Below are 24,483 nucleotides of genomic sequence, written 5' to 3' on the forward strand. Positions count from 1 at the left end.
CATGAATCAGCCTGCCACTGAGCCCGGGCACCCGGCGCTGCTGACGGTCGACGACATCGAAGTGATCTATGACGGGGCGATCCTGGCGGTGGCCGGGGTGTCGCTGAGTGTGCCCAAGGGCGCAATCGTTGCGTTGCTCGGCGCCAATGGCGCGGGCAAAAGCACCACCCTCAAGGCCATTTCCGGGCTGGTGCGGGCCGAGCGCGCCGAAGTCAGCCGTGGCCGGATCGACTACGCAGGCCTGAACCTGGCGGGCGTAGAGCCCAGCCAACGGGTGCGCCAGGGCATGGTGCATGTGCTCGAAGGCCGGCATGTGTTCGGCCAGCTCACGGTGGAAGACAACCTGCGCAGCGGCGGCTTTGTACGGCGCCTGAGCCGCAGGGAACTGGCGCAGGATCTGGAGCGCATCTACACTTGGTTCCCCAGGCTCAAGACCAAGCGCCACACCCGCGCCGGCCTGACCTCCGGTGGCGAGCAGCAAATGGTCGCCATTGGCCGGGCGTTGATGACCCGTCCGGCCCTGGTGCTGCTCGACGAGCCATCGATGGGGTTGGCGCCGATGATCGTGCAGGAGATTTTCGCGATCATCGCGCAGCTCAACCGCGAGCAACAGGTGAGCTTTTTGATCGCCGAACAGAATATCAATGTCGCGCTCACCTATGCGTCCCGGGGCTACGTGCTGGATACTGGGCGAGTGGTGTTGAGTGGCAGCGCCGCCGAGCTGCTGGGACGGGGTGACTTGCATGACATTTATCTGGGCAAACAGTAAGGGCGAAGGTGCATGAGTGAATCGATCCGCAACGCTGATGTATTGATCATCGGCGGCGGCCTGAGCGGCACGATGCTGGCGGTGCAACTGCTGCGCCTGCCGGGCAAGCGGCGCCTGCTGGTGATCGAGCCGCGTGCGCAACTGGGGCGCGGCGAGGCCTACAGTGCGATCGAACTGGGTCACACCCTGAACGGCAATGCGGCGCGCATGAGTGTCGACCCGGACAATGCCGATGACCTGACCCAATGGCTCACCGACTACATCGGCGCCGGAGGGTGGCCGGAGTCGGCGCAACAGCCGGTGCCCATCAGCGAACTGTTCCCGCCACGGGGCATTTTTGGCCTGTACGCGCAGCAGCGCCTGGCGCAGGCCAGAGCGCTGTCCGCATCCACCGTCGAACATATCCGTGCAGAGGCGGCCGACGTGCACATCGACGCGGCGGGCGTCCTGTTGACCCTGGATAACGGCGAACGCCTGCGGGGCGCCTTTGCCGTATTGGCCACCGGCATGTTCCCGGCGGCGCGTACGCCGCAGACCGAATCCAGCGGCGTGAACGCGGCGGCGCTGGACCCCTGGGATGTACAGGCCATGACCCGGCTCGACCCGCAATCAAGCGTGCTGATCATCGGCTCCGGGCTGACCATGGTGGATGCCGTGGTCTCCCTGGAACAAGCAGGGCATCGCGGGCCGATCGAGGTGTTCTCGCGCCATGGCCTGTTGCCCCATGTGCGCCGCCAGCCGCCGGGCTGGGACGATTTTCTGGGTGCCGATCACACGCTGCGCAGCCCTCGGCAACTGTTGCGTGAAGTGCGGCGCCAATGCCGCAGGGCGCTCGATCAGGGCGTGGATTGGCAGGCACCGCTGGACACGGTTCGGGTGCATATCGCCCGGTTGTGGAGCCAGGCGAGCGAACGCGAGAAGCGTCAGTTCGTGCGCCATGTGCGGCCGTGGTGGGAAAGCCATCACCACCGTTCGCCGCCGTTGAGTGCGCAGTTGGTGGAGCGGTTGCACGCGCAGGGGCGGTTGCGGATTCACGCCGCGTCGTTCAAGGGGCTGGAACCTTCGGCCAGCGGCGTAACCATTGGCGTGCGTTATCGCGGCGAGCAGAGACTCACACAAGTGTCCGGCGCGGCGCTGATCAACTCCAGCGGCATCGAATACGACTGGCGCCGCGTGGCCCGGCCGTTGCCGCAACAATTGCTCAAGCGCGGGTTGGTCCAGCCTGGGCCGTTGGCGCTGGGGATTGCGGCGGACACTTCAGGCGCGGTGCTGGATGCCCAGGGCCAGGTGAGCGGGCGGCTGTTCGCCATGGGCCCGCCGCTGCGCGGGATGTGGTGGGAGAGTACGGCGGTGACGGATGTGGCGATCCAGGCCAAGGCGCTGGCCGCCAGGCTCACACACATTTAAATGTGGGAGGGGGCAGGCTCTGCCAGTGTAGGAGCGAGGGGGGCGCCTAGCCCTTGCTCGCGAAAAACTCACAGGCACCGCGTTCATTCAGGAAGCACGCGTTATCGTTGATGTTTTTCGCGAGCAAGCTCGCTCCTACAGACTGGCATCAGGGCAAGCCCCTCCCACATTTGGATCTGCATTTATTTTGAGATTTTCACCAGTCCGGGCTTGAGGCCAAACACTTCAACGCCCTGGGGCGTCGATTGCCCGGTTGTCACCTTCACCCGTTCCACAGGCTTGTCCATCGACTCCCGAAATTCAACCGTCATATCGGGCCCGATCGCCTCGCTCGGCACCACAATCGCCTGCGCATTGTTGTACGTCACAATGGTCAACCGCGCGCTCATTCCCAGGCGCACTTGCTGCAATTGCTGCGGCGTGAGGCTGGGGATCGACAACGTTACCGGAAACTGCGCGCTGCCCTGGCTGTCATTGGCGATTGCCAGGCCGCTGACCACGCTCACCGAACCGGTCAGCCGCTCACCGTCAAAACCATCCCCCATCACCTCCACCGCCTGGCCCTGGTGCAGTTGATTGATGTCCAGTTCGGAGACCCTGGCGACGATTTTCAAGCGTTCGATATTGGCCAGGCCAAACAACACCTGGCCTTGGCTGACCTTGCTGCCGGCTTGTACCGGTGCGTTGTTGCTGGCGCCGCTTGGGGAGGCCGTGCTGTTGCCGGGTGCGGGCACGACGATGCCGGAGAAGGGCGCCTTGACCTCCTTGCCCTCGAGCAGCTTGTGCAGGGCGTCGTATTTGACCGTGGCGTTGGTCAACTCCATATCGGCGATCTGTCGGTATTCGCCCTTGCCCTGTTCCAGCGCCTGTTGCAGTTCACTGCGCGCCGCTGCCAGGTCCAGTTGCTGCTGCTGGGTCTGTTGCTTGAGGTCGTCGAGTTCGTTGCGCGGAATGATGCCGCGCTTGAACAGGTTTTCGCTTTCGGTGAGCTTGCGCCGGGTGTTGCCGGCGTTCATTTCTGCGGTGCGCAGGCTGCGCCGGGCGCGGCTGACGGCGGCGCTGCTGTCCCAGTCCTGCATTTCCTGCACGGTGCGCCGCGCCTTGAGCTGGGCCGAGAGGGCGTCGCGCAGTTGCACTTCGAGGGTGGCCGGGTCCATGCGCAACAGCACCTGGCCGGCCTCGACGCGCTGGCCTTGCTCGACCAGATTGACCAGTACATTGCCGTCGAACGGTGCGGTGAGGGTGACGGTGGTGTCGGGCTCGATCTTGCCCACCAGGCCGATCTGATGCACCAGCGCGTCGGGTTTCACCGCCAGCCACTGGTCACCGGTGGCGGTCGGACTTTCGGCCGAGGGGCGCAGGGCCAGCCCGAGGCCTGCCACCAGCAGAATCAATACCGCGCCCAGCAGGCGTTTGCGATTAGTAGTCATTGAGGGCTATTTCCCAACTTTCCAGGGTCATGCCCAGCGTCAAGTCAAGCTGGGTCTGAGCGTTCAAATAAGCGATCAGCGCGTTGAGCCGCGCGTTTTCGGCGTTGCGCAGGTCAGTTTCGAAACTCAACACCTGGAAGTTGGTGGAGCGCCCGGCGCTGAGTTTTTCCCGTTCAATCTCGATCTTGCGCCGCGACAGGTCCACGGCGCGCTGGGCGATCTCGTACTGGCGCCAGCGGGTGCCAAGGTCGCGCACCACATCGTTGACGCTGCGCTCAAGTTCCTGGCGGGCGTCGGTGATGCGGATTTCCTGGTCCTCGACATCCACCCGGGCCCTGACTTCGGCCTGGCGCGTGCTGATATCGCCGATGGGAATCTGCACCTGCACGCCGGCATAGCTGTCCCAGTTGCGGTTATGGGTGCGGCCATTATCGCTGTCGTTGGCGTCGCGCACCTGGTTCGCGCCCGCCACCAGGTCCACTTGCCAGCGTCCCGAATCCTTGGCGATCACCAGATTGAGGTCGGCCCGCTGGCTGCCGAGCAGGGCGGCAAGGTATTCCGGTTGCTGGGTTTGCGCGAGGTTGAACGCCTGGCGCTTGTCGATTTCCATGGGCCGGGCTTCCAGCGCTTCGGTGGCGCGAATCGGTGTGGACAGGTCCAGGGCCAGCAGGCGCAGCAGGGCCAGGCGACTGGTATCGAGCTGGTTCTGCGCTTCCTCCACGCCCAATTGCTGGGTGGCGATGTCGGCTTCGGTCTGCACGATCTCGAATTCGGCCATGCGCCCGGCACTGATCAACGCCTTGTTCACCTCCAGCAAGGTATTGGAGCGCTTGAGCGCGTCCTGCACGATCACCTGTTGCTCCTGGGCCCGCAGCAACTCGCGGTAGGTGGCGATGATCTGGCTGATGGTTTGTGCCACGGTGGCCTTGAGGTTGAGACGGTTGGCCTGTTCCGCCAGGCGCGACAGTCGCAGCGGCGCGGTAGTGGCGTCCCAGCCGGCGCCACGCATCAGCGGCTGGATGATGGCCAGGTCAAGGCCGTCGCTGCGGTAACGGCCGGCACGGTCGGCGTTGTTCAGTTGCTGGGTCCAGGCCATGCTCAGGCGGGTGCCGTATTCGCCGAGCAGGCTGGTGGACGGCGCCAGGTTGGCGTTGCGCGCACTGTCCTGGGAGCCGCGTGTGCCACGGTAATAACTGTTGAGGGTGAGCTTGGGGTTGAACACGTCTTCGGCGACCCGCAGGTCGAACTTCTGCGCGACCCGCTGCAGGTAGGCGCTGCGGATCGCCGGGTTGTTGCGCAGGCCCAGGTACACGGCGTCGCCCAGGGTCAGGGTGGTCACCTGGGCGTTCAGCGACACGCCGCGATCATAGCCGCTGCGGGTGGTGCTGGGCGCCGAGGGTTTGATCACCACCTCGGCGGCCCCGGCGGGCAGGCTGAGCAGCGCCAGCAGCAGTAACCATTTACTCATCGCGCAAGGCCTCCACCGGCTGCAGGCGTGAGGCCGAGACCGCCGGGTAGATGCCAAAGAACAACCCCACCAGCAATGTGCTGCCCACGCCCAGGGGCAGGGCGGCCACCGCCAGGGAAAACACCCAGCCCGACAGCCAGGCGTAGAACCAGGCGGCGGTCATGCCGAGCACCGCGCCGCACAGCGCGCCGACAGCGGTCAAGGTGACGGCTTCGAGCAGGAACAGGTTGCGGATATCCCGTTGCCGAGCGCCCAGGGCCATGCGAATGCCGATCTCGCGACGGCGCTCGGACACGTTCATCAGCATCACATTCATCACCCCCACGCCGCCGCCCACCAGGGAAATCGCGCCGAGGGCCAGCAACAGGTACGCGAAGGTGCGGCTTTGGCGGGTCATGCCATCGATCATTTGCTGGGGCACCGTGATGTCGACGTTGTGCTCGGTCAGTTGCGGTTGCAACGCGGCGGCGGCGTCCCGTGCCACACGTTCCATATCCTGGCCTGGCCGGGCCCGGATGATCAGGTTGTTGATCTGCGGGTTGGCAAAGATACGCCGCATGCCCTCGGCGGGAATGAACAGCGATTCATTGGCTTGCACCGGCATCAGCATCGCACGTGGCTGGTTCTGCAGGATGCCGATGATCAGGAACAGGTAGTCGTTGATGCGCACGCGGTCGCCCGTTTTGAGCGGTTCTCCGGGTACGCCGAGGGCCTGGGCGACCTGGTCACCGATCACCGCATAGGTCTGGTTGGCATCGAAGGCCGACAGGAAACGCCCTTCACGCACCGCCAGGCGCATGGCGGCCTGCACATCCGGGGTGCTGCCGACGAAGTTGGCATTGGCGGTGCGCCCATGGAACACAATGGGCCCGCTGAACAGGCTGAGCGCGCCGATGTGCGCAATGCCCGGTACGGCCAGGCGCACCGCGCCCAGGTCGAGCCGGGTGTGCATCGGCACATTGGCGCTGCCTTTGGGCGGGAACTGGACGACCAGGGTGTCGGTGCCCATGTCCTTGAAAATCATGGCGGCATCCACAGCAGCGTTATGGCCGATATTGATCAAGGCGACCACCGACGAACTGCCGATCACGATACCCAGCAGCGCCAGCACCGAGCGTTTGCCCAGGGTACGCAGGCTGATAAACGCTTCATGCAACAGTTGGCTCAGACTCTGTTCGACCCGCAGGCTCATAGGCGCTCGGCCTCGTGCACCACGCCGTTGCGCACCAGAATCTTGCGCTCCAGCCGCTCGGCGATGTGCGCATCGTGGGTGACGATGATCAGCGTCACCTGTTGCTCGCGATTGAGCGCCAGAAGCAGGTCCATGATGTCCTGGGCGGTGCTGCTGTCGAGGTTGCCGGTGGGTTCGTCGGCGAGGATTACCGAGGGCTTGCCGACCAGCGCCCGCGCGATGGCGACACGCTGGCGCTGGCCGCCGGACAGGTCGGCCGGGCGGTGGTGGGCGCGCTCGGCCAGGCCGACCTGATCAAGCATGCGCAAGGCCTGTTCCACCGATTCATGGCGGGATACGCCACGGTAACTGAGGGGCAGCGCGACGTTGTCCAGAGCGCTGAGGCGCGGCAGCAGGTTGAAGCTCTGGAACACAAAACCGATCTGCTGGTTGCGGATCGCCGCCAGTTCATCGGGACTGCTGTTGAAAATATCGTGACCGGCGAAGCGGTACTGGCCGCAGTTGGGCAGGTCCAGCAGCCCGAGGATATTGAGCAGGGTGCTTTTGCCGGAGCCGGACGCGCCGAGAATGCCGCAGCTGTCCCCGCTGGCGATGGACAGGCACACGTCATTCAGAATGGACAGGTGTTGCCCGGCAAGCTGGTAGCTTTTGCCGATGCCCTGCAAGGAAATCAGGTGGGGGTGCGCGGAGGGCTCTGTGATCATGACTACGCCTGCCGTCTCAACGGTGCGGTGCTGTCCCGTAAATCTTTGTAACAACTTGGGAAGCCGCCAGTGCCCGTCGGGAACTGATTATTTTCTTGTTTTTAAAAGATTGTTTGAATAGTAACCGCGTTCATTGCGCTTCGCCAGCGGTGGATTTAGAGCGGTTTGATGCGTTGAAACAAGCGCTTCAGACCCATTGCGCGGTGTGCAAAAAGCTGCAGGAAACTCTCGACATTGCCGGATGCGGAGGCTTTCGAGCATATGGCACCGTGTCATTACTTGCTTTCGAACGAAGGCCCCGGTATAAAAAATCAAAATATTTTTTAAAACAATATTTCCCCCCCGTGGAACCCTTATGGCTGCGAAGAAACTCAGCGCTCCAAACATTACCAAGACTCGACTGCTGGATGCGACAGAGGCGCTCTTTATTAAGTACGGATATGACGCCGTTTTATTACGGCAGATTACCGAGCGTGCCCAAGTCAACCTGGCTGCGGTGAATTACCACTTCGGGGACAAGGATTCCCTGATGAAAACCCTGCTGATGCAGCGCCTCGAGCCGCTCAATGAGCAGCGCCTGGAGTTGCTGGCGCGTTGTGAAGCCCAAGCCGATGGCCCGCTCGACTGTGACACGCTGCTCGGTGTGCTGTTCGCCCCCGCCATGGGGCTGGAGCGCAGCGATCCCGCCAGCGGGGAAGGGCGTTCGTTCATTCGCTTCCTGGGCCGGGTCTATAGCGACACTTCGCCCTTTATCCAGGAATACCTCAAGGTCCATTACCAGCCGGTGTTCCAGCGTTTCTTCGAAGCGTTTGCCCTGGCGCTGCCGGACCTGCCGCGCAACGAACTGGGTGTGCGCCTGCAATTTGCCCTCAAGGCGATTTCCGGGGTGATGGCCGGCACCGAATTGCGCCTGCTGATGAACTCCATGAGCCTGGGCCGCCCGGCCACGGACGCCGAGGTGATGGCCAAGCTGATTACCCTGGTGTCGGCGGCGATTCGGGTGCCGCAGCAAAGCGCCGAGGCCGAGACTGCGTTGGCCAAAGTGCTGGAGACCCAGCGGGCGATTCGTGAGCAGGCGAATGCACCCGCCGCCAAGGTTGCGCGCTAGGCCAAATCCAGGGCAAAAAAAAGCCCGCTGGGGCGGCGGGCTTGATATGCAACGTTTGTAACGGATGAGGCTTCACACTACGTCCCGGCTTGTGAATAAAACGTGAAAAATATGTAAGAGAAAGTATGAAAGTACGTTGGCGTTTTTAAAAAATGGCAGCCGGGCCTGGCGATGCCGTTGGTCGCCACTGTCAGTTCTCACAGCTAGACGTTCGATAGGGGCAAGTGTCTCCTGATTCCAGGCGCGTGTGCTGGCTGCACGCTGATCAATCTGGAGGCCTCTCATGTCTACCACTCCCCTTGCTCCACGCCCCTTACCTGTAATCGTCGAACCGGCCCAGCCGAAAGAGTCTCCCACTGAGCCGGGGGTCATGATCATTGAAAGCCTGGAGCCTCCCTTTACCTCGCCCCGACAGGTCGTGCCCGTGCAAAACGCTGCATACGGGCTGGGCATACGCCATATCGAAGATGGCTTGCACTATATTTTCAAACGCTGGGATGACCCCGCGCTGGGTGACGTCGCGATTGGGGATGTTTACTCGATAAAAATGAACGGCATCATATTGGCCGAAGGTGTTGTTGAAGTCGCGACCGTGAACAACGAGCAGTTTTACCTGAGGATTCCCCGGCAATTATTGCAGTTGGGCTTTATCCCGAACGTATACGGCGAGGTCCGCAGGAACGGTTCATCCATCCCCCTTACGTCTGTCCCGCAAGTCGTGTTCATCAAGGACACACGTCCAGGCGGCGAAGACGAAATACCCGGTGATGGTTGGCATTCCAAGCTGGTGTTGACGCTTTCGCACACCGTCATTGACAGCACGGTGGTGGACAATGTGACGGGCACCATCAAGGCCTGGGAGAACATGCGCGTCAACGACAGTGTGCGACTCTACATCGGGGAGCATCTTTACCCCCTTGCGCCAGTGACCGAAAGCCAGGTGGGCAGTGACCTGCAGTTTCAGATCGACCCGCAGTTCCTGAGGGCGCTCGACAATGGCCAGTACGTCGCGCAGTTTTACTTGCTGGACGAAGTGCAGAATATTTCCGGTTCGCTGGAACACAAGTCCAGGCCTCAGCTGGTGCAAGTCAACCTGGAGGATCTCGAGCCACTTGCGCCACCCGAGATTGTCGAGGCCGACGCCGCCAGCCTGACACTGGACGCCGATACGCTGGGCCGAAACCCGGCGACGGCGTCGGTATTCGTTGCCCGCAATGACCCGAACTTCCAGGCCGGTGATGTCATTCGCGTGACTGTGCGAGGCACCACCCCCGACGGTGAATTCGTGACCGAATCGGTTCAACAGGACATGATCCGTGGGTACAACGACTTTCCCATTAGAAACGAACTGGTGCGGTCCCTTATTCAAAGCTCGTTGACCGTCTATTACGAGCGCGTAAGAGATGGCGTAGCGGACTTGGGGTCAAAGAAGTTGACCGTCAACGTCATCGGCCGTCGCTACGAATTGCCCAAACCCAGCGTCAGAGAGGCCTATGGCCCCTTCATCGCACCGGACCATGCGCGTATTACCGTGGAAATGCCGGATTACCAGCCACCCGGCAATCCGGGCGACAACCTCAAGGTCGAGATTCAGGGGCATCGCCTGGACGGTACGGTGGAACGTGTGTCGTCAACGCGGCTTGCCGGCACCCATGTACGCACTCGCGATTTCGTCAACGCCGAGTACAGTAAGTTCGAGGGCCTGGGCAATACGAATGTGCACTATGAAGTCTCCGGCGCCAACGACGTGCGCGAGTCGGAGCGCCTGTACGTGCAGATCGGGCGAGCCGCGCTTGATTTGCCTGCGCCTATCATCCACGAGGCAGTCAACGGCAATGTCGACCCCGCTGCGGTGGGCAGTGTCGGCACGCTCGAGTTGCGCACCGAGTTCAAACAGGGCGATATCATCATCGTCAAATACACGGGCTCCTCGAGCGGTGTCGTGCAGTTCCAATACACCTTGGGCGCGCCACCGCCCAATCCGTTGTTGCTGGATATTCCCCGGCAGTTGTTTCTGGACAACCTGGACGGCACGCTGACGGTCAGTTACCTGCGTGATCGTTTTGGCGCCGTCCAGTATTCCGAGGACCTGCTGGTGACGATTGGCACGGCCCTGGGTGAGCTGTTTGCGCCCGAGGTTCTGGAGGCCACCACCGACCCTGACGAGCTAGATCCTGCACGGTGCTGGCCAAACGGTGCGACAGTGCGGGTGCGGTACGAACAGATCAAGCGCATGGACAAGGTTGTGATGCATTGGCAGGGCTTGCCCGAAGAGGGCACTTACTCGGAGTCCAAAGACAACCAGGCCGGCGACTTTATCGATTTCACCGTCCCAACCCCGGTGATCGGTTTCAACCTCCACCCTCTGGGGCGCGTCATCAAGGTGTTCTTTGAGGTGGTCCGCAACGGTTTTGCCACCGTCTCGCCGGTCCTGGAGGTGCGCCTGTTGCCGCCGCGTCAGCTGGCCGGGCCGGTCATCGACAGCATTGGTGACAGTGCGGTCCTGGAGGTTCCGCTGCTTCAGGACTTCGATGAAACACGCTTGCCGGCCTGGCCCTATGCCTTCCCCGGGCAGCGTATGTGGTTTATATATGAAGGTGTGCGCAGTAACGGCACGCCCTATCTCAACGAAGTGTATCGAGGGCGCGACGTTAATGCCGACGAGGTTCTTAACGGCATTACCAGTGACACACCGGTCCTGGCCTTGCGCAATTTGCAGGAGGGGTCTGATCTGACGATCAGCTTCTGGGTGACCTTCAATCGCACCGGCACCTTTGAAGACGCTGTGCTGTTTGACGTCCGGCACCACAAGATTCAACTGCAGCAGCACATCTTCCCGCACCCGAACATCAAGGATTCCATACCGGCCACCGGGCCGGTTGTATCGGTCGATCCGCTGACGGTCGAGAACAAATGCCAGGTCAACGTCAGTTATCCCGATATGAACAAGGGCGGTACCGACAGCGTTACCCTGCATTGGATCTATGCGGACGGAACGCAGCCCTACATCGCCCCTCAGGACGGGTTGGACGGCGGTACCGTCACGTTCAATATCGATAATCTGATCCTGGGCAGCAGCGTCAACAGTACCGTGAGCCTGCAATATTCCGTTGTGCTGGCAGGCGCAGGCGAGGGTTCTTCCGAGGTGCAGAAAGTCATGGTTGGCAGTTTTGCACCTGCCGATCTGCCGCGAGTATTGATCAACCAAATCCCTCACGGCGGCACCATCAATCCGCCTGCATTGAACGGCAATGCACTGGCGGGCTCGCCCAAATGGCGCCTGAGTGTAGAAGGCCAGCACGTCTGGTCGACAATCACCACCAACAGCCCCGGGGTCGCGCCGTTGGTGTTGCTGGAAAACCATTCCATCACTGCGATAGAGCAAGCCAACGGGTTGGCGAACGTGCCGGTATCCCGAGATTGGCTGCAGAGCCTGCCCAATGGCGCTCGCATCACGGTCAGCACCAAGGTCAACTATCAGCCCGGCAACGAAGATGAGTTCGCGGCGGTGAGCTTCCCGGACACGGAGTACACCATCAGTCTCACCTCGCCATTGGTGATCGACCAGACGTACGTCTATCTCGATGCAACCACCTACATACTGCCGGACTATCCCAACATTCTGCCGAACTTCAATGCGGGCAATTCGGTTCGAATCAATGCTTCGGGAGGAACGCCGCCGTATAAGTACACAAGCAGCAATACTGCGGTGGCGGTCGTTGACTCGACCGGCTTTGTTTCATTGCGAGGCAACGGTGAATGCGTGATAACGGTGTCTGACAGTGCCTCGCCGCCGCAGACGAGGAACTGCACGGTCAGTGGCTACGAGGTCTGGCATGTCTATGGCCTGGGAGGCGGGACATTGAGTGACATCCGCTCAAGAGCCGTCGGTCGAGGCCTGACCTCGGTCTATATCGACGAGCTGTATGCAATCAGGGATGCGTATGGCAACCGTTGGCCGATGGGGAATGCCAATTATTGGTCGGTTACACTTTCCCACAAAGACATCTATGGCCTCAGTTGGTATTACGGGATAAACCTGGCCACGGGGGCGCTGGGTGTGCTGCAGGATAATGTGATTAACAGCGCACTCGGCATCGGTGTCATCCGCAGGTAGACCCAAGGCTATGCCGTTAGGGGAAGACCGTCATGCGTCTGCGCAGGCGGTCCTTCCTCACCTAGATGTTCCAGCGTCTGGATGACTGGGCCAACCGCTGGCGCAGGGCATCCACATTGGTTGCCAATTGCACTGTCAGCAGCCGATACCCGTCCAATGCGTTGTACACCGGTGCCTGCATTTCGGTTTCGCCTGTCACGGGGGGCGCCTCTCGCTCCAATCGCTCCGTCACCCCCGACTTCAACGCCCGCGCCATCCCCACCAACTGCACGCGGATTTGCCGGTGCTCGGCCTTCAGCATCAACTGCATTCGCGCGGTCGCCTGCTCATCCCGAGGGTCCGGCCGGGTATTGCCGAGAATCTCCAGGGTGCTCATGCACAGGCGCAAATGCCGCTGAATGGTGTCCAGTTCAGTCATCGAAATCCGCACTTCCTTGGACACCGACGGCATCAGCGAGCGCAGTTGCAGTATCGCCGTGTTCAAGCGGTTGAGCAGCTTGAGGTGCTCATCGTCGGTGACGGATTGGCCATTGATGATGCGGCTGTAGATCGCCGCACCATCGCGCAGGGCGCCGGCCAGGTTGTAGCGCCACGAGTACACCGCGTACAGCGGCAGGGCGAAGGAAAATGCGAGGGCCAGTGCGATGCCGATCAGGATGTCGACGGTGCGCCACAGGCCATCCGAGATCGGGTTGTCGCCGTGCCCGGCCACGATAAACACCGTGATCGCCGACAGCAGCGCGATATAGCCGCCCTTGCCGATGGCATGGTAGGAAAAGAACCCACACACCGCCGACATCAGCAGGTACGTCAGGAAGGGCTGGCCGAAATAGGCTTTTTGCACCACCAGCAGCAACCCGACGCTGGCGCCGATCAGCGTACCGTACGCACGCTCGACGGCTTTCTTGCCGATATTGCCATGGTGCTGCAAACCGCCGATCACGATCAGCATGGTCACCGACGCCCATTCACCATGCGGCAGGTTGAGGCCGGTGGTCAGCAGGATCGTCGCCAATAAGCCGATGGACACGCGCACGGCGTGGATCAGCTTGGCATGACGATAGCGCCGGTACGGGTCGAGCAGGGGGCGCAGCAGGCGCCGGGCAAAAATGGGCAGGTTCATCGGTATTAAGGGGGCCTCATTAGTCAGGGCAAACCGATCCAATGTGAGAGGGGATTGCCCTAATGTCAGTCAGTCAAACGTAGACCGCCGTCTGTAGGAGCGAGGGGGGCGCCTAGCTCTTGCTCGCGAAAAACGCCAACGATAACGCGTGCTGTCTGAATGAACGCGGTGCCTGTGAGTTTTTCGCGAGCAAGCTCGCTCCTACAAAAGTCCTAACTGCCTGGCATCAGGGCAAGCCCCCTCCCACCTATTTGACCGAGGTGATCTTAGAAGATGTAGTCGGTGCTGATGAAGCTCGAGTCACGGTTGCGCAGGATATCGCCGAGCAGCGCCTTGTTGCTCTCCTGGAACTTGGTCGCCACCAGGGTGCGGATCGAGAACACGCGCAGCGCGTCATGTACCGACAACGTACCCTCGGCCGAGTTCTTGCGCCCGTTGAAGGGAAAGGTGTCCGGCCCGCGCTGGCACTGGGCGTTGATATTGATCCGGCCGACCTGGTTGGCGAAGGTGTCCACCAGCCGTCCGATCTCCACGGCATTGGTGCCGAACAGGCTCAATTGCTGGCCGAAGTCCGAGTCCAGTACGTAGTCAATCACTGTCTCCAGGTCCCGGTAGGGCACGATCGGCACCACGGGGCCGAATTGTTCTTCGTGGTACACGCGCATCTGCGGGTTCACCGGGTACAGCACGGCCGGGTAGAAGAATGACCCACGGCTCGCCCCGCCGTCGGCATTCACCACCCGGGCACCGTGCTGCGCGGCATCGGCCACCAGGTCGTTGAGGTAATCCACCTTGCCCACTTCCGGCAGCGGGGTCAGCGCCACGCCGTCATCCCAGGGCATGCCGGGTTTGAGCGTCGCCAGCCTGGCGTTGAATTTTTCGATAAAACGGTCGACCACATCCTCATGCACAAACAGGATCTTCAAGGCCGTGCAACGCTGGCCGTTGAACGACAGCGAGCCGGTGAGCGCTTCGCTGACCGCATTGTCGAGATCCACCTCGGGCAGCACGATGCCCGGGTTTTTCGCATCCAGGCCCAATGCGGCGCGCAGCCGGTGAGGTTTCGGGTGCAATTTTTTCAGGGCGCTGGCGGCCTTGTTAGTGCCGATGAACGCAAAGATATCGATCTTGCCGCTGGCCATCAGCGCGCTCACGGTTTCGCGGCCGCTGCCATAGATCACGTTGATCACCCCGGCCGGGAAGCTGTCGCGGAACGCCTCCAGCAACGGGCGGATCAACAGCACGCCGAGCTTGGCCGGCTTGAACACCACGGTGTTGCCCATGATCAGCGCCGGGATCAGCGTGGTGAACGTTTCGTTGAGCGGGTAGTTGTAAGGCCCCATGCACAGCGCCACGCCCAGGGGCACGCGGCGGATTTGCCCAAGGGTGTCCTGCTCCAGCTCAAAGCGGCTGCTGCGACGGTCGAGTTCCTTGAGGGCGCTGATGGTGTCGGTGATGTAGTCGCAGGTGCGGTCGAACTCTTTCTGTGAGTCCTTGAGGTTCTTGCCGATCTCCCACATCAGCAGCTTGACCACCGCGTCGCGCTGTTCGCGCATGCGCCGCAGGAAGGCCTCCACATGCCGGATGCGGTCGGCCACGCGCAGGGTCGGCCACTCACCCTGGCCCCGGTCATAGGCGCGCACGGCGGCGTCGAGGGCGGTGAGGGCGGTCTCGGCGTCCAGCAGCGGCGTGCTGCCGATGTGCACGCGTTCGTCACCCAGTTGCACAGGGCTTTGCACGCGGGCCAGCGGGCCGTTCCACACCCGCAACTGGCCATCGACCAGGTAATCACGTTGTTCAATCGGCGCCGCGAGGCGAAATTGTTCAGGAATCTCTGCGGTGGAGGCAGGAAACAGCTGCGTGAGCAGGTTGCTGGTGGTCATGTCGCTACCCCTGGAATAGTTGCAAATCTTGACTAGAGAGTCACCCATACGAGGGCTCTGTGGCAAGGCTTGCGCGCTTTCCCCTGCGCATGGCGGGTGCTTCGGGATAAACTGCGCGGCTTTCTTGAAGGAGTTCACATGAGTCACTACCAGTCGGGCATTCTTGCCACACCGGTGCCGTTGCAGGCACGCCATCTGTTTTTTGCCCTCGAGTCCCGGGATGCCTTGCCCGCTGCGCTGGACGCGCTGGTGCAGTTGACGGATTCAGCGGCGGTGGTCGGTTTCGGCAAGCCCCTGGTAGACGCGCTGGGCGCAGGCATCGAAGGGTTGCGCAGCTTCCCGGCCATCAGCGGCCCGGGCGCGCACAACCCGTCCACCCAGCAGGCTCTGTGGGTATGGTTGCATGGCGTGGACCGTGGTGAATTGCTGTTGCGCAGCCGCGCGTTCGAAAAAGCCCTGGCGCCGGCGTTGCGTCTGGTACAGATGACCGAAGGCTTTCGCTACAAGACCGGTTTCGACTTGACCGACTACGAAGACGGCACCGAGAACCCTCACGATGCCGCGGCCGTCGAAGCTGCCTTCACCCACAGCGGCGCCAGCTTCGCCGCCCTCCAGCAGTGGCAGCACGACCTCGACGGTTTCGCCGCGCTACCGGCCCAGGAGCGCGACCACATCATCGGCCGTCGCCATGGCGACAATGAAGAACTCGACGACGCCCCCGATTCCGCCCACACCAAGCGCACCGCCCAGGAAAGCTTCACCCCGCAGGCGTTCGTGGTGCGTCGTTCGATGCCCTGGGCCGAGAACGGCCAGGCAGGGCTGATGTTTCTCGCGTTCGGGCATTCCTTCGACGCATTCGAAGCGCAACTGCGCCGCATGAGTGGACTGGAAGACGGGATTGTCGATGGTTTGTATCGCATCAGCACACCGTTGACCGGTGGCTACTATTGGTGCCCGCCCTTGCAGGAAGGGTGTCTGGACCTCAGTGCGATCACACCGGCAACGCCGTTCTGAAGGTGCGCGCACCCTGGAACTGACCTGAGGGCGCTGGCCACTTAACAGCGACCTCGGCACACTTCCAGGAGCACTCAATCATGATGGTCTCACGCATTTCCGTGAACGTTTCACCGGCGCGTCCGAATCCGAAGGATTACTCATCGATGTCGGACTCGGACCTGGCCAAGGCATTTGGCGACAACTTCCAGGCGTTCAAGCACCCGACGACCCCGAATGCAACCACGGATAAAATCCGTGAAGTGGCGGGACGTTCGCTGACCGGCGACGCGCAGAAAGACAATGAAACCCAACTGGCCCGCGAGCTGCTCAAGCGTGACAACGTCATGAAGGCGCTGGATTCAGTGGATGACAACGGCAAGCGCGACGGCGTGATCGGCCCCTGGAATCCGAAGATGGCGGCTGATCAGTTAGCCTGTCATTGCCGCCCGAATCCGCCCATTACCACGCTGCAAATCACTTATTGAGCCGGGCCTGGCCAGCCCTTGGCAACATGAAAAGATTGACAGGCAAGCCAACGAACGCTGAAAAAAATCCGCACTGGCCGTACTCTAGGCACCCTTGCCACCTGTGCGGATTGTTCATGTCTCCTGTTGCCGATGGGCTGCCCTTCGATAAACGCTTGCCGGCCGTGATTGCCCTTTCCCTGGGCATCGGCATGGCGACGCTGGACACTGCCATCGTCAATACCGCCCTGCCGACACTGGCCCAGGGCATCGGTACTGACTCGGCCTCGGTGATCTGGGTGGTCAACGCCTATCAGTTGGCGATTATCGCAACCGTGCTGCCGTTTGCTTCGCTGAGCGATGTGCTGGGGCATCGCCGCGTGTACCTCGGCGGGTTGCTGCTGTTCATTGTTTCGTCGTTATTGTGCGGGCTGGCCGATTCGCTGCTGACCCTCACCGCCGCGCGGGTGGCGCAGGGCCTGGGGGCGGCCGCGCTGATGAGCGTCAACACCGCGTTGCTCAGGCATATCTACCCCGCGAAAATGCTCGGGCGTGGCCTGGGCTATAACTCGCTGGTGGTGGGGCTGGCGTTCACTCTCGGGCCCACCGCCGCGTCGGCGATTCTCTCAGTGGCCAGTTGGCATTGGCTGTACCTGATCAATGTGCCACTCGGGCTGCTGGCCCTGGGCCTGGGCCTGCGCTCGTTACCGACGCTGCCGATCACCGGGCACGCGTTTGATCGGTTGGCGGCGCTGTTATGTGCCGGCTTGTTCGCCTTGCTGGTCCTGGGTCTGGGCGCCGCCGTGCATGGCGCACAGGGCGCGCTGACCCTGGGCCTGATCGCGCTGGCGCTGGTGTTCGGCGCTTTACTGCTGCGCCGCGAGACCGGGCATCCGGCGCCGATGCTGGCAATCGACCTGTTCAAGCGCCCGCTGTTTGCGTTGTCATCGCTGACCGCGATCTGTGCCTTCAGTGCCCAGGGCCTGGCGTTTGTCGCCTTGCCGTTCCTGTTGCAGTCGGCGCTGGGCCACAGCCAGGTGCAGACCGGCTTTCTGATGACGCCGTGGCCGGCCGTGGTGGCGGTCATGGCCCTGGTCGCGGGACGCCTGGCTGACCGCGTGTCACTGGGTTTGCTGTGCGGTATTGGCTTGTTGATGCTCAGTGTCGGCATGGCCGCGCTGGCAACCTTGAGCAATGATGCCTCGGCCTTCGATATCGGCTGGCGCATGGCCTTGTGTGGCGCCGGCTTCGGCTTTTTCCAGTCGCCCAATCTCAAGGCGCTGATGACCAGCGCACCCCTGGCCCGCAGCGGCGGGGCCAGTGGCATCGTGGCGATCTCGCGGTTGCTGGGCCAGACACTGGGCGCCTCGTTGGTCGCCCTGTGTTTCCATCTGTTCGTGGACAGTGGCCCAGCCTCCGCACTGTGGCTGGGTTGCGGGTTTGCGCTGATCGGTGCTGTGGCCAGTGGCCTGCGTTTATTGCCCTATAAACGAACGGCTTAGCGCTTGTGGCTGGCGCGCACGCAATGCTCAGCGGTTTTTAAGGCTCTCCAGCCAAGCCGGGTCGAGGCGGGTTTGTTCGGTATCGATCCCCAGCGCCTGCATCCTGGCTTTGTGCGCCTGGACCTCATCCACCAGTTGCGCCTGGGCGCTGGAGTTGGCATCCAGGGCATGCATCTGTGTCAGCGCCAAGTGGTAGAAGCGCAACACGTTGATAGCGTCCGGGTCATCGGCCTGCACCCGTTCACTGACCTTGTGCATCACATTGGTCACGCTCATCAGGCTGCGCTTGAGCTGCCAGCCGTAGACCGCCGGTGCCAGCCAGGACTGGCGCCAGAAGGGGCCGCGCACCAAACCGACCGTGATCAATACCCCGGCAAATACACCGCCGACATTGAAGCGAAAGTTGTCCCCGCCAGGCTCACCGAACAGCATCACCGCCAGGCTCGACAGCACCATGGCCAGGGTCAGGAATACCACGGCAACAATCAGCGTGCTGCGGCGGGTTTGTTTTCGATAGAGGGCGGGGTCACAGGGTTTGAGTTCGAACATTCGGGTCAGGTCTCCAGCACGGGAGGGCATCTTCTCATGCTTCACGCAATCAAGTTGAACGATGGCCAACGGTGTTTCCTCTAAATCCTGAAGTCACCATGAGGTAAGCCATCATGTCCGAACACAAGCAACCGCCGCCTGGCACGCCCAATCCTGAGCGCACCCCTGGTGAAGAGGAGCGCGATAACGATGCGCTGCGCCCCAACGACCCGGCCGAGCGCCAGGACAACGAAGACGTGGAGCAGGTCGAGCACGACCTGGAAAACCTCCACGACAAAGCCCGCCCGCTGTAAGCAAGGAGGTCTGTATGAGCAATCCCCCGAACGGCCCGCGCTCTGACGAACACGCCACCGGCAAGGATGAGCTGGGATTCGATCCCGACTCGCCGGATGTGGCTGACCCGCAGGTCGATCCCATTGGCCCGGCCATCGCGCCGCTGGACAAGCAAAAACAAGCGGAAAAAAAGCCGCCCTACGATCCGTTGGGCGACTTGAAGAAGTAAATCAGGCCCCGCAATGTGCGGGGCTTTGTTTATTTTGGAGGGTTCCAGCTCACATCGGTGATGCCGTATTTTTCCGCCCAGGGCCGAGTGGTCTTTTTCACCTGCTCATGCCCCACGCGGCCGATGCGGCTGACGTGCGCAATGTCGGCGTCGACGGCCGCCCAGTGCCAGGCTTCGGTGCTGTTCATCACCTCGGCGCGCACTACAAAAGACTTGGGTTTACCGTGCAGCTGGTAGTTGATGGTGTAGATTTTTGCGGTACTCATGTTGCCTCCCTGTCTTGTTATAGATGGATAGGCCGCCGCGCGTAAAGGTTCATTCAAAATGACAATTCGCACGGGTGCGCGGCGTAGTGACGCATCCAGTGCGCACCCATAGCGAAGAGTCTTGAGCTAGAGCCTTCGCTGAACCGTTTTTTCTCCATGTTGGTGCACATTCGTTCGAACTTTTTGCAAATGCGAAGGTTCGAACTGATTCCTGAATACTTTGCCCACTCAAAAAATGGAGATGTAAACGATGTCCAAACTATTCGGAAACTTCCTCAAGAACACCTCGTGGCTGGCCCTGGTGGCGGCGCCAGGCGTGGTGTTCGCGGCACCGTCGACCGACCCGATTTCCACCTTCGGGATCCTCGGCAGCTATAACGACTTCAAACTCGAAGGCGGTAGCGAAAGCGACAAGGACCACATGCCCGAGGCGGGCCTGTTCTACAACTTCGGCAATAAGCTCACTGCCGAATCCGGCTTCATCTACCAGGCCGGTATCGAAGCCAAGTACGGCGAAAAGAGCGACAACAAACTCAAGGAAGGCCAGGCCGACCTCGACCTCGGCTGGCGCGCCGCGCTGGATGCACGCAACTTCGTCGACGTGATCGTCGGCGGCGGCTACACCTGGACCCGCTACGAGCCGGACACCAATGGCTACGACCTGAAGCTCACCAACAAGTCGCCGTTCGCCAAGGCTGCCCTGGGCTACAACCATCAGTTCGATGACATGACCCTGCGCGTTGAAGCCGGCGCCCGTCATACCATTGATGGCCGCTCCAAACTCAAGGTGGACGGCGTCGGCAGCGACAGCGTGGACCTCAAGGACCGCACCAACCCTTACGCCGAAGTCAGCCTGCTGATGAACCAGAAGGGCAACCTGCCGGTGATGGCGGGCCTGTACTACACCCGCACCGAGTACAAGCTCGATGACGATTCCTATGTAGCCGACAATACCAAGCTCAAGCGTGATGAGTATGGCTTGAAGGTCGGTATCGCGTTCTGACGTTATTGCACTATAAAAAACGCCCCGAACATTCGGGGCGTTTTTTTTGCAGCTGTTTCAGGTCAGCCCAGTGCCGCCAGTTGCGCCACGGTCTCGGGAAAACGCGCCACCAGTCGTATCAACGTGACAGCCTGTGCATTGGGCTTGGCCCGGCCTTGTTCCCAGTTCTCCAGGGTGCGGGTGTTGGTACGCAGGTACATGGCGAATACCGACCGGGAGAGGTTGAGTTGCTGACGTACTGCAACCACTTCTTCAGCTGTGAGGGGGTCGAGTTTGTTGAGCTGCGCCTTATGGGTGCGCAGGGTGATCTTGCCCTGGCGTTCTTCGGCCAGCGCATCGAAGCCTTCGACCAGTTCGGAAAAAATTTCACGTTTCATTGTGTGTTCTCGCTTTGATTTCCCTGTCCAGCATGTATTTAAGGGCTTTCTTGTGTTGTGGTGTCAGGTCGCTCTGTTCGTGCTTGCCGTACAAGGTGAATAACCAGAATTGCGTGCCGCCTGACCACCAGTAGTAAATGACCCGCAGGCCACCGCGTTTACCTTTGTTTCGTCGCTCATCGACGAAGCGAACCTTGCGTAACCCTCCCGTTCCCTCGATCACATCTCCTGCTTCCGGGTTTTTCATCAGCTCCTGTTGAAAACCGTGGAAAAGCTCGTCACTCAGATAGTCCTCGCGATGCCGCTCGAAGGCCGGCAGTTCGATAAATAGAGCATCCATGTTCTGTACGTAGCCTGCGTATAGTTTGGTGGCCCACTCGCCTTGAGTCAAGTGCCCTTGCTGTGGGAACTTTCTTAAAACGCAAACACCATAGAACCCTTTCCAGCAGGGGAGATGCCAGAGGAAGAGGTATAGCAAGAAGGAAAAGTCAGCGAGCAGGGAAGGGAAAAAACAGGCCTTGGAAACGCAAAACGGCGCCCAAAGGCGCCGTTCTTTTTACTGCATCAACCTAAACGATCAAACCCCCAGCACCGCATGCTGCACCAGAGTGAGCAACGGTTGCGGGTACACACCCAGGAAGAACGCGAGCAGGGCAATGGCCAGCAGCATCACGCCACCTGCCTTCTGTTCCCAATGCAGCTCGGCGTCCACACGGCGCAGGTTCGGCTCGATCAGGTAGAGGGTGACCATCACGCGCAGATAGTAGAACACGCCGATGGCGGAGCCCAGTACCAGGGACGCAACCAGCCACCACTCGTGGGCCTCGACGCCGGTGGCGACGATGTAGAACTTGCCGATAAAGCCGGCCGTCAGCGGGATACCCGCCAGGGACAACATCATCACGGTCAGCACGGCGGTCAGGTACGGACGGCGCCAGAACAGGCCGCGGTATTCGTACAGGGCGTCGGCGTCACGGCCTTTGTACGGCGAGGACATCAGCGTGATTACACCGAATGCGCCGAGGCTGGTGATCACGTAGGTGACCAGGTACACGCCGATGGCTTCCACGGCCAGGCCTTTACTCGCCACCAGGGCGATCAGCAGGTAGCCGAAGTGGGCGATGGACGAATAACCCAGCAGACGCTTGAGGTTGTTCTGGGTCAGCGCCAGCAGGTTACCGAACAGGATCGATGCAATGGCGATCACCGTCAGTACGTTGCTCAGCACGCCGGTGTTGGCCGCAGGCGAGATCTGGAACAGACGCACCATCACTGCAAACACGGCAACCTTGGACGCCGTGGCCAGGAACGCGGCCACCGGCGCCGGGGCGCCTTCGTACACGTCCGGGGTCCACAGGTGGAAGGGCACCAGCGACAGCTTGAACGCCAGGCCGATCAGCATCATCGCCAGGCCCAGTTGGGCAATCGGCGCCGGGCTGTTGGTGGCGGCCAGGGCGTGGCCGATACCGGTGAAGCTCAGGCTGCCGGCTTCGGCGTAGAGCAGGGCCATACCGAACAACAGGAACGCGGAACCGGCGGCCGACAGCACCATGTATTTGATGCCGGCTTCCAGCGAGCGCTTGCTGAAGAAGGCATACGCCACCAAACCGTAAGTCGGGATCGACAGCAGTTCCAGGCCGATGAACAGGCCGGCCAGGTGCTGTGCGCTGACCAGCACGATGCCACCGGCCGCGGCCAGCAGGATCAGCAGGTACAGCTCTTCCTTGTTGCCCGGGTAGCCGGCGGCGCCTTCGCCGAGGTAGGCATGGGCGAGCGTGACACAGGCCAGGGTCGCCACCAGGATCAGGGCGATGTACAGCAGAGCGAAGTCATCGACCATCATCAATGGCGTGACCGCCAGTGGCGCGACCTTGAGGGCCGGGATGATCGACAGCAGGGCCAGGTTCAACCCGGCACAGGACAGCAGGAACGTTTGCGAATGATTGCGGCGCCAGGCGATCGCCAGCATCACCACCACAATGGTGAGGCTGGTGATCAGCAGCGGCGCAAGCGCGATAAAGTGTTGGATCGTGAATTCCATAGCGCTCTTACCGGGCCGAAGCGAGTTGAGAGAAGGCGGTGCCGAACCACTGCTGCACGCCATGCATCGTGGCGGCAGACGTGTCCAGGAACGGCTGCGGGTATACGCCGATGTAGATCAGCAGCACCGCAAGGCCGAGCACCATGATCAGTTCGCGCGCATCCATCCCTTGCAGGACGGTGTCGGACTTGGCCGGGCCGAAGTAGGCGCGGTGGATCATGATCAGCGAGTAGACCGAACCGAACACCAGGCCGGAGGTGGCAATGGCACTGATCCACGGCGTCTGTACGAAGGCCCCCATCAGGATCAGGAATTCGCCGATGAAGTTACCGGTACCCGGCAAGCCCAGGGACGCAGCGGCGAAGAACAGGCTGATTGCCGGCAGGTAAGCGATGCGGGACCACACGCCACCCATCTCACGCATGTCACGGGTGTGCAGGCGCTCGTACAGCTGACCACTGAGGATAAACAGTGCAGCGGCCGAAACACCGTGGGCCAACATCTGGATCACCGCGCCTTGCAGCGCCAGCTGGCTGCCGGAGTAGATGCCGATCAGTACGAAACCCATGTGGGAAACGGACGAGAATGCAATCAGACGCTTGATGTCGGTTTGGGCGAAGGCCAGGAACGCGCCGTAGAAGATCCCGATCAGACCCAGGGTCATGGCAATCGGCGCAAATTCGGCCGAGGCATTCGGGAACAGCGGCAGGGCGAAGCGCAGCAGGCCGTAGGCGGCGGTCTTCAACAGGATACCGGCGAGGTCGACGGAACCGGCGGTCGGCGCCTGGGCGTGGGCGTCAGGCAACCAGGAGTGGAACGGCACCACCGGCAGCTTCACCGCGAACGCGATGAAGAAGCCCAGCATCAGCACGTACTCGGTGGTCAGCGACATCTTGGTCTTCAACAGGTCGGCGTAGTTGAACGTGATCACGCCGGTGCTGTTGAAGTTGACCAGGACCAGGCCCAGGATCGCCACCAACATGATCAGGCCGGAGGCCTGGGTGAAGATGAAGAACTTGGTCGCCGCGTAGATCCGGGTTTTCTTGCCGTCCGAAGAACTGTGACCCCAGAGCGCGATGAGGAAGTACATCGGCACCAGCATCATTTCCCAGAAGAAGAAGAACATGAACAGGTCCAGCGCCAGGAACACGCCGACAACGCCGCCCAGGATCCACATCAGGTTCAGGTGGAAGAAGCCCACGTGACGCTGGATCTCTTTCCACGAGCAGAGTACCGAGAGGATACCCAGCAGGCCGGTCAGCAGGATCATCAACAGCGACAGGCCGTCCAGCGCCAGGTGCACGTTGATGCCGAAGCGCTGGATCCACACGTGCTTGAATTCAAGCGCGAAGGTGGGATCGACACCCGGTGCCGGAGCGAATGAATAGTCGCCGTGGGCCCACAGCCAGAGGCCGAGCGCGAGTTCCAGGGACATGGTCAGCAACGCGATCCAGCGGGGGAGGGTGGCGCCGAAGCGTTCACCCATCCAGCAGAGCAGGCCGCCGATAAAGGGGATCAGGATTAGCCAGGGCAGAATCATGACAGGCTCGTTTCCTTTCGCAAGTTTGCAAAGTTCGCAAAG

The 24,483-nt window shown here is 61.4% G+C and carries 22 protein-coding genes; 10 read left to right on the top strand and 12 right to left on the bottom strand.

Going from position 1 to position 24,483, the window contains the following annotated elements; genetic code table 11:
* Position 1: 1 nt before the first annotated feature.
* Both BFP89_RS07750 and BFP89_RS07755 read left to right on the top strand, forming a co-directional pair.
* Entirely contained in the window at positions 2 to 769 is a 768-nt protein-coding gene (locus BFP89_RS07750) for an ABC transporter ATP-binding protein (protein ID WP_065884928.1), read from the top strand.
* A 12-nt stretch (positions 770 to 781) separates the two neighbouring features.
* The gene (locus BFP89_RS07755; protein ID WP_065884929.1) at positions 782 to 2,176 is read left to right on the top strand and encodes an FAD/NAD(P)-binding protein; all 1,395 of its coding nucleotides are present in this window, start codon (positions 782 to 784) and stop codon (positions 2,174 to 2,176) included.
* A 182-nt stretch (positions 2,177 to 2,358) separates the two neighbouring features.
* Here the strand turns inward: BFP89_RS07755 and BFP89_RS07760 are convergent, their stop codons facing one another.
* From BFP89_RS07760 to BFP89_RS07775, 4 genes are read right to left on the bottom strand one after another with little or no spacing between them, the layout of a single operon-like run.
* Positions 2,359 to 3,606, bottom strand: a complete 1,248-nt coding sequence (locus BFP89_RS07760) for an efflux RND transporter periplasmic adaptor subunit (RefSeq protein WP_065884930.1) — start codon at positions 3,604 to 3,606, stop codon at positions 2,359 to 2,361.
* Positions 3,596 to 5,074, bottom strand: a complete 1,479-nt coding sequence (locus tag BFP89_RS07765) for a TolC family protein (protein ID WP_065884931.1) — start codon at positions 5,072 to 5,074, stop codon at positions 3,596 to 3,598. The genes BFP89_RS07760 and BFP89_RS07765 overlap by 11 nt, the downstream gene beginning before the upstream one ends.
* Positions 5,067 to 6,266, bottom strand: a complete 1,200-nt coding sequence (locus BFP89_RS07770) for an ABC transporter permease (RefSeq protein ID WP_065884932.1) — start codon at positions 6,264 to 6,266, stop codon at positions 5,067 to 5,069. Before BFP89_RS07770 ends, BFP89_RS07765 begins: the two co-directional genes overlap by 8 nt.
* Positions 6,263 to 6,970, bottom strand: coding sequence for an ABC transporter ATP-binding protein (locus tag BFP89_RS07775; protein WP_065884933.1), 708 nt, complete (start codon positions 6,968 to 6,970; stop codon positions 6,263 to 6,265). The genes BFP89_RS07770 and BFP89_RS07775 overlap by 4 nt, the downstream gene beginning before the upstream one ends.
* A 355-nt stretch (positions 6,971 to 7,325) precedes the next feature.
* Here BFP89_RS07775 and BFP89_RS07780 point away from each other — a divergent pair, with 355 nt between their 5' ends.
* Together BFP89_RS07780 and BFP89_RS07785 are read left to right on the top strand one after the other, a co-directional pair.
* Complete coding sequence (locus tag BFP89_RS07780; RefSeq protein WP_065884934.1) at positions 7,326 to 8,078, top strand: TetR/AcrR family transcriptional regulator; 753 nt, start codon at positions 7,326 to 7,328, stop codon at positions 8,076 to 8,078.
* Between the two features lie 283 nt (positions 8,079 to 8,361).
* On the top strand, positions 8,362 to 12,195 hold the full coding sequence (locus BFP89_RS07785) for a hypothetical protein (protein ID WP_256097329.1): 3,834 nt from the start codon (positions 8,362 to 8,364) through the stop codon (positions 12,193 to 12,195).
* 61 nt (positions 12,196 to 12,256) lie between these two features.
* Here BFP89_RS07785 and BFP89_RS07790 read toward each other — a convergent pair whose 3' ends face one another.
* Together BFP89_RS07790 and BFP89_RS07795 are read right to left on the bottom strand one after the other, a co-directional pair.
* Complete coding sequence (locus BFP89_RS07790; RefSeq protein WP_065884936.1) at positions 12,257 to 13,318, bottom strand: FUSC family protein; 1,062 nt, start codon at positions 13,316 to 13,318, stop codon at positions 12,257 to 12,259.
* Between the two features lie 266 nt (positions 13,319 to 13,584).
* On the bottom strand, positions 13,585 to 15,201 hold the full coding sequence (locus tag BFP89_RS07795) for an NADP-dependent glyceraldehyde-3-phosphate dehydrogenase (protein WP_065884937.1): 1,617 nt from the start codon (positions 15,199 to 15,201) through the stop codon (positions 13,585 to 13,587).
* Between the two features lie 138 nt (positions 15,202 to 15,339).
* Here BFP89_RS07795 and BFP89_RS07800 point away from each other — a divergent pair, with 138 nt between their 5' ends.
* The 3 genes from BFP89_RS07800 (at position 15,340) to BFP89_RS07810 (ending at position 18,163) form a co-directional block, all read left to right on the top strand.
* A complete protein-coding gene (locus BFP89_RS07800) occupies positions 15,340 to 16,215 on the top strand; it encodes a Dyp-type peroxidase (RefSeq protein WP_065884938.1) in 876 nt (291 codons plus the stop codon).
* An 80-nt stretch (positions 16,216 to 16,295) separates the two neighbouring features.
* The gene (locus BFP89_RS07805; RefSeq protein WP_128876389.1) at positions 16,296 to 16,682 is read left to right on the top strand and encodes a hypothetical protein; all 387 of its coding nucleotides are present in this window, start codon (positions 16,296 to 16,298) and stop codon (positions 16,680 to 16,682) included.
* 116 nt (positions 16,683 to 16,798) lie between these two features.
* Positions 16,799 to 18,163: an MFS transporter gene (locus BFP89_RS07810; protein ID WP_065884940.1), complete on the top strand. Its 1,365-nt coding sequence runs from the start codon at positions 16,799 to 16,801 to the stop codon at positions 18,161 to 18,163.
* Between the two features lie 27 nt (positions 18,164 to 18,190).
* Here the strand turns inward: BFP89_RS07810 and BFP89_RS07815 are convergent, their stop codons facing one another.
* Complete coding sequence (locus BFP89_RS07815) at positions 18,191 to 18,712, bottom strand: DUF3087 family protein (RefSeq protein WP_065884941.1); 522 nt, start codon at positions 18,710 to 18,712, stop codon at positions 18,191 to 18,193.
* A gap of 113 nt (positions 18,713 to 18,825) precedes the next feature.
* On the opposite strand from BFP89_RS07815, the gene BFP89_RS07820 reads away from it, so the two are divergent.
* Positions 18,826 to 19,005 (top strand): hypothetical protein, encoded by a 180-nt coding sequence (locus BFP89_RS07820; RefSeq protein WP_065884942.1) that lies wholly within the window; start codon positions 18,826 to 18,828, stop codon positions 19,003 to 19,005.
* Positions 19,006 to 19,019: 14 nt separating this feature from the next.
* Entirely contained in the window at positions 19,020 to 19,214 is a 195-nt protein-coding gene (locus tag BFP89_RS07825; protein WP_065884943.1) for a DUF6021 family protein, read from the top strand.
* Positions 19,215 to 19,243: 29 nt separating this feature from the next.
* On the opposite strand, the gene BFP89_RS07830 is transcribed toward BFP89_RS07825, so the two are convergent.
* On the bottom strand, positions 19,244 to 19,480 hold the full coding sequence (locus BFP89_RS07830) for a DUF6555 family protein (RefSeq protein WP_065884944.1): 237 nt from the start codon (positions 19,478 to 19,480) through the stop codon (positions 19,244 to 19,246).
* Between the two features lie 250 nt (positions 19,481 to 19,730).
* Between BFP89_RS07830 and BFP89_RS07835 the strand changes: the two genes are divergently transcribed.
* Complete coding sequence (locus BFP89_RS07835; RefSeq protein WP_065884945.1) at positions 19,731 to 20,483, top strand: outer membrane beta-barrel protein; 753 nt, start codon at positions 19,731 to 19,733, stop codon at positions 20,481 to 20,483.
* Between the two features lie 62 nt (positions 20,484 to 20,545).
* Here BFP89_RS07835 and BFP89_RS07840 read toward each other — a convergent pair whose 3' ends face one another.
* From BFP89_RS07840 to nuoM, 4 genes are all read right to left on the bottom strand, one after another.
* The gene (locus tag BFP89_RS07840) at positions 20,546 to 20,860 is read right to left on the bottom strand and encodes a helix-turn-helix domain-containing protein (protein ID WP_065884946.1); all 315 of its coding nucleotides are present in this window, start codon (positions 20,858 to 20,860) and stop codon (positions 20,546 to 20,548) included.
* Positions 20,850 to 21,200 carry a toxin gene (locus BFP89_RS07845; RefSeq protein WP_065885047.1) on the bottom strand — a complete coding sequence of 117 codons (351 nt, stop codon included), beginning with the start codon at positions 21,198 to 21,200 and terminating at the stop codon, positions 20,850 to 20,852. The genes BFP89_RS07840 and BFP89_RS07845 overlap by 11 nt, the downstream gene beginning before the upstream one ends.
* A gap of 237 nt (positions 21,201 to 21,437) precedes the next feature.
* The gene (nuoN, locus tag BFP89_RS07850; RefSeq protein WP_065884947.1) at positions 21,438 to 22,901 is read right to left on the bottom strand and encodes an NADH-quinone oxidoreductase subunit NuoN; all 1,464 of its coding nucleotides are present in this window, start codon (positions 22,899 to 22,901) and stop codon (positions 21,438 to 21,440) included.
* Between the two features lie 7 nt (positions 22,902 to 22,908).
* Positions 22,909 to 24,441: an NADH-quinone oxidoreductase subunit M gene (nuoM, locus tag BFP89_RS07855; protein WP_065884948.1), complete on the bottom strand. Its 1,533-nt coding sequence runs from the start codon at positions 24,439 to 24,441 to the stop codon at positions 22,909 to 22,911.
* Between the last annotated feature and the right edge of the window lie 42 nt (positions 24,442 to 24,483).

Origin of the sequence: Pseudomonas sp. 31 R 17 (assembly GCF_900004915.1) — a bacterium.
GTDB lineage: Bacteria > Pseudomonadota > Gammaproteobacteria > Pseudomonadales > Pseudomonadaceae > Aquipseudomonas > Aquipseudomonas orientalis_A.

Bases quoted from the DNA above. Each gene is read 5' to 3' on its own strand.
- BFP89_RS07815 (WP_065884941.1), bottom strand. From the start codon at position 18,712: ATGTTCGAACTCAAACCCTGTGACCCCGCCCTCTATCGAAAACAAACC.
- BFP89_RS07835 (WP_065884945.1), top strand. From the start codon at position 19,731: ATGTCCAAACTATTCGGAAACTTCCTCAAGAACACCTCGTGGCTGGCC.
- BFP89_RS07785 (WP_256097329.1), top strand. From the start codon at position 8,362: ATGTCTACCACTCCCCTTGCTCCACGCCCCTTACCTGTAATCGTCGAA.
- BFP89_RS07825 (WP_065884943.1), top strand. From the start codon at position 19,020: ATGAGCAATCCCCCGAACGGCCCGCGCTCTGACGAACACGCCACCGGC.
- BFP89_RS07810 (WP_065884940.1), top strand. From the start codon at position 16,799: ATGTCTCCTGTTGCCGATGGGCTGCCCTTCGATAAACGCTTGCCGGCC.
- BFP89_RS07770 (WP_065884932.1), bottom strand. From the start codon at position 6,266: ATGAGCCTGCGGGTCGAACAGAGTCTGAGCCAACTGTTGCATGAAGCG.
- BFP89_RS07805 (WP_128876389.1), top strand. From the start codon at position 16,296: ATGATGGTCTCACGCATTTCCGTGAACGTTTCACCGGCGCGTCCGAAT.
- BFP89_RS07845 (WP_065885047.1), bottom strand. From the start codon at position 21,200: ATGGATGCTCTATTTATCGAACTGCCGGCCTTCGAGCGGCATCGCGAG.
- nuoM (WP_065884948.1), bottom strand. From the start codon at position 24,441: ATGATTCTGCCCTGGCTAATCCTGATCCCCTTTATCGGCGGCCTGCTC.
- BFP89_RS07795 (WP_065884937.1), bottom strand. From the start codon at position 15,201: ATGACCACCAGCAACCTGCTCACGCAGCTGTTTCCTGCCTCCACCGCA.
- BFP89_RS07790 (WP_065884936.1), bottom strand. From the start codon at position 13,318: ATGAACCTGCCCATTTTTGCCCGGCGCCTGCTGCGCCCCCTGCTCGAC.
- BFP89_RS07765 (WP_065884931.1), bottom strand. From the start codon at position 5,074: ATGAGTAAATGGTTACTGCTGCTGGCGCTGCTCAGCCTGCCCGCCGGG.
- BFP89_RS07830 (WP_065884944.1), bottom strand. From the start codon at position 19,480: ATGAGTACCGCAAAAATCTACACCATCAACTACCAGCTGCACGGTAAA.
- BFP89_RS07755 (WP_065884929.1), top strand. From the start codon at position 782: ATGAGTGAATCGATCCGCAACGCTGATGTATTGATCATCGGCGGCGGC.
- BFP89_RS07840 (WP_065884946.1), bottom strand. From the start codon at position 20,860: ATGAAACGTGAAATTTTTTCCGAACTGGTCGAAGGCTTCGATGCGCTG.
- nuoN (WP_065884947.1), bottom strand. From the start codon at position 22,901: ATGGAATTCACGATCCAACACTTTATCGCGCTTGCGCCGCTGCTGATC.
- BFP89_RS07820 (WP_065884942.1), top strand. From the start codon at position 18,826: ATGTCCGAACACAAGCAACCGCCGCCTGGCACGCCCAATCCTGAGCGC.
- BFP89_RS07780 (WP_065884934.1), top strand. From the start codon at position 7,326: ATGGCTGCGAAGAAACTCAGCGCTCCAAACATTACCAAGACTCGACTG.
- BFP89_RS07775 (WP_065884933.1), bottom strand. From the start codon at position 6,970: ATGATCACAGAGCCCTCCGCGCACCCCCACCTGATTTCCTTGCAGGGC.
- BFP89_RS07750 (WP_065884928.1), top strand. From the start codon at position 2: ATGAATCAGCCTGCCACTGAGCCCGGGCACCCGGCGCTGCTGACGGTC.
- BFP89_RS07800 (WP_065884938.1), top strand. From the start codon at position 15,340: ATGAGTCACTACCAGTCGGGCATTCTTGCCACACCGGTGCCGTTGCAG.
- BFP89_RS07760 (WP_065884930.1), bottom strand. From the start codon at position 3,606: ATGACTACTAATCGCAAACGCCTGCTGGGCGCGGTATTGATTCTGCTG.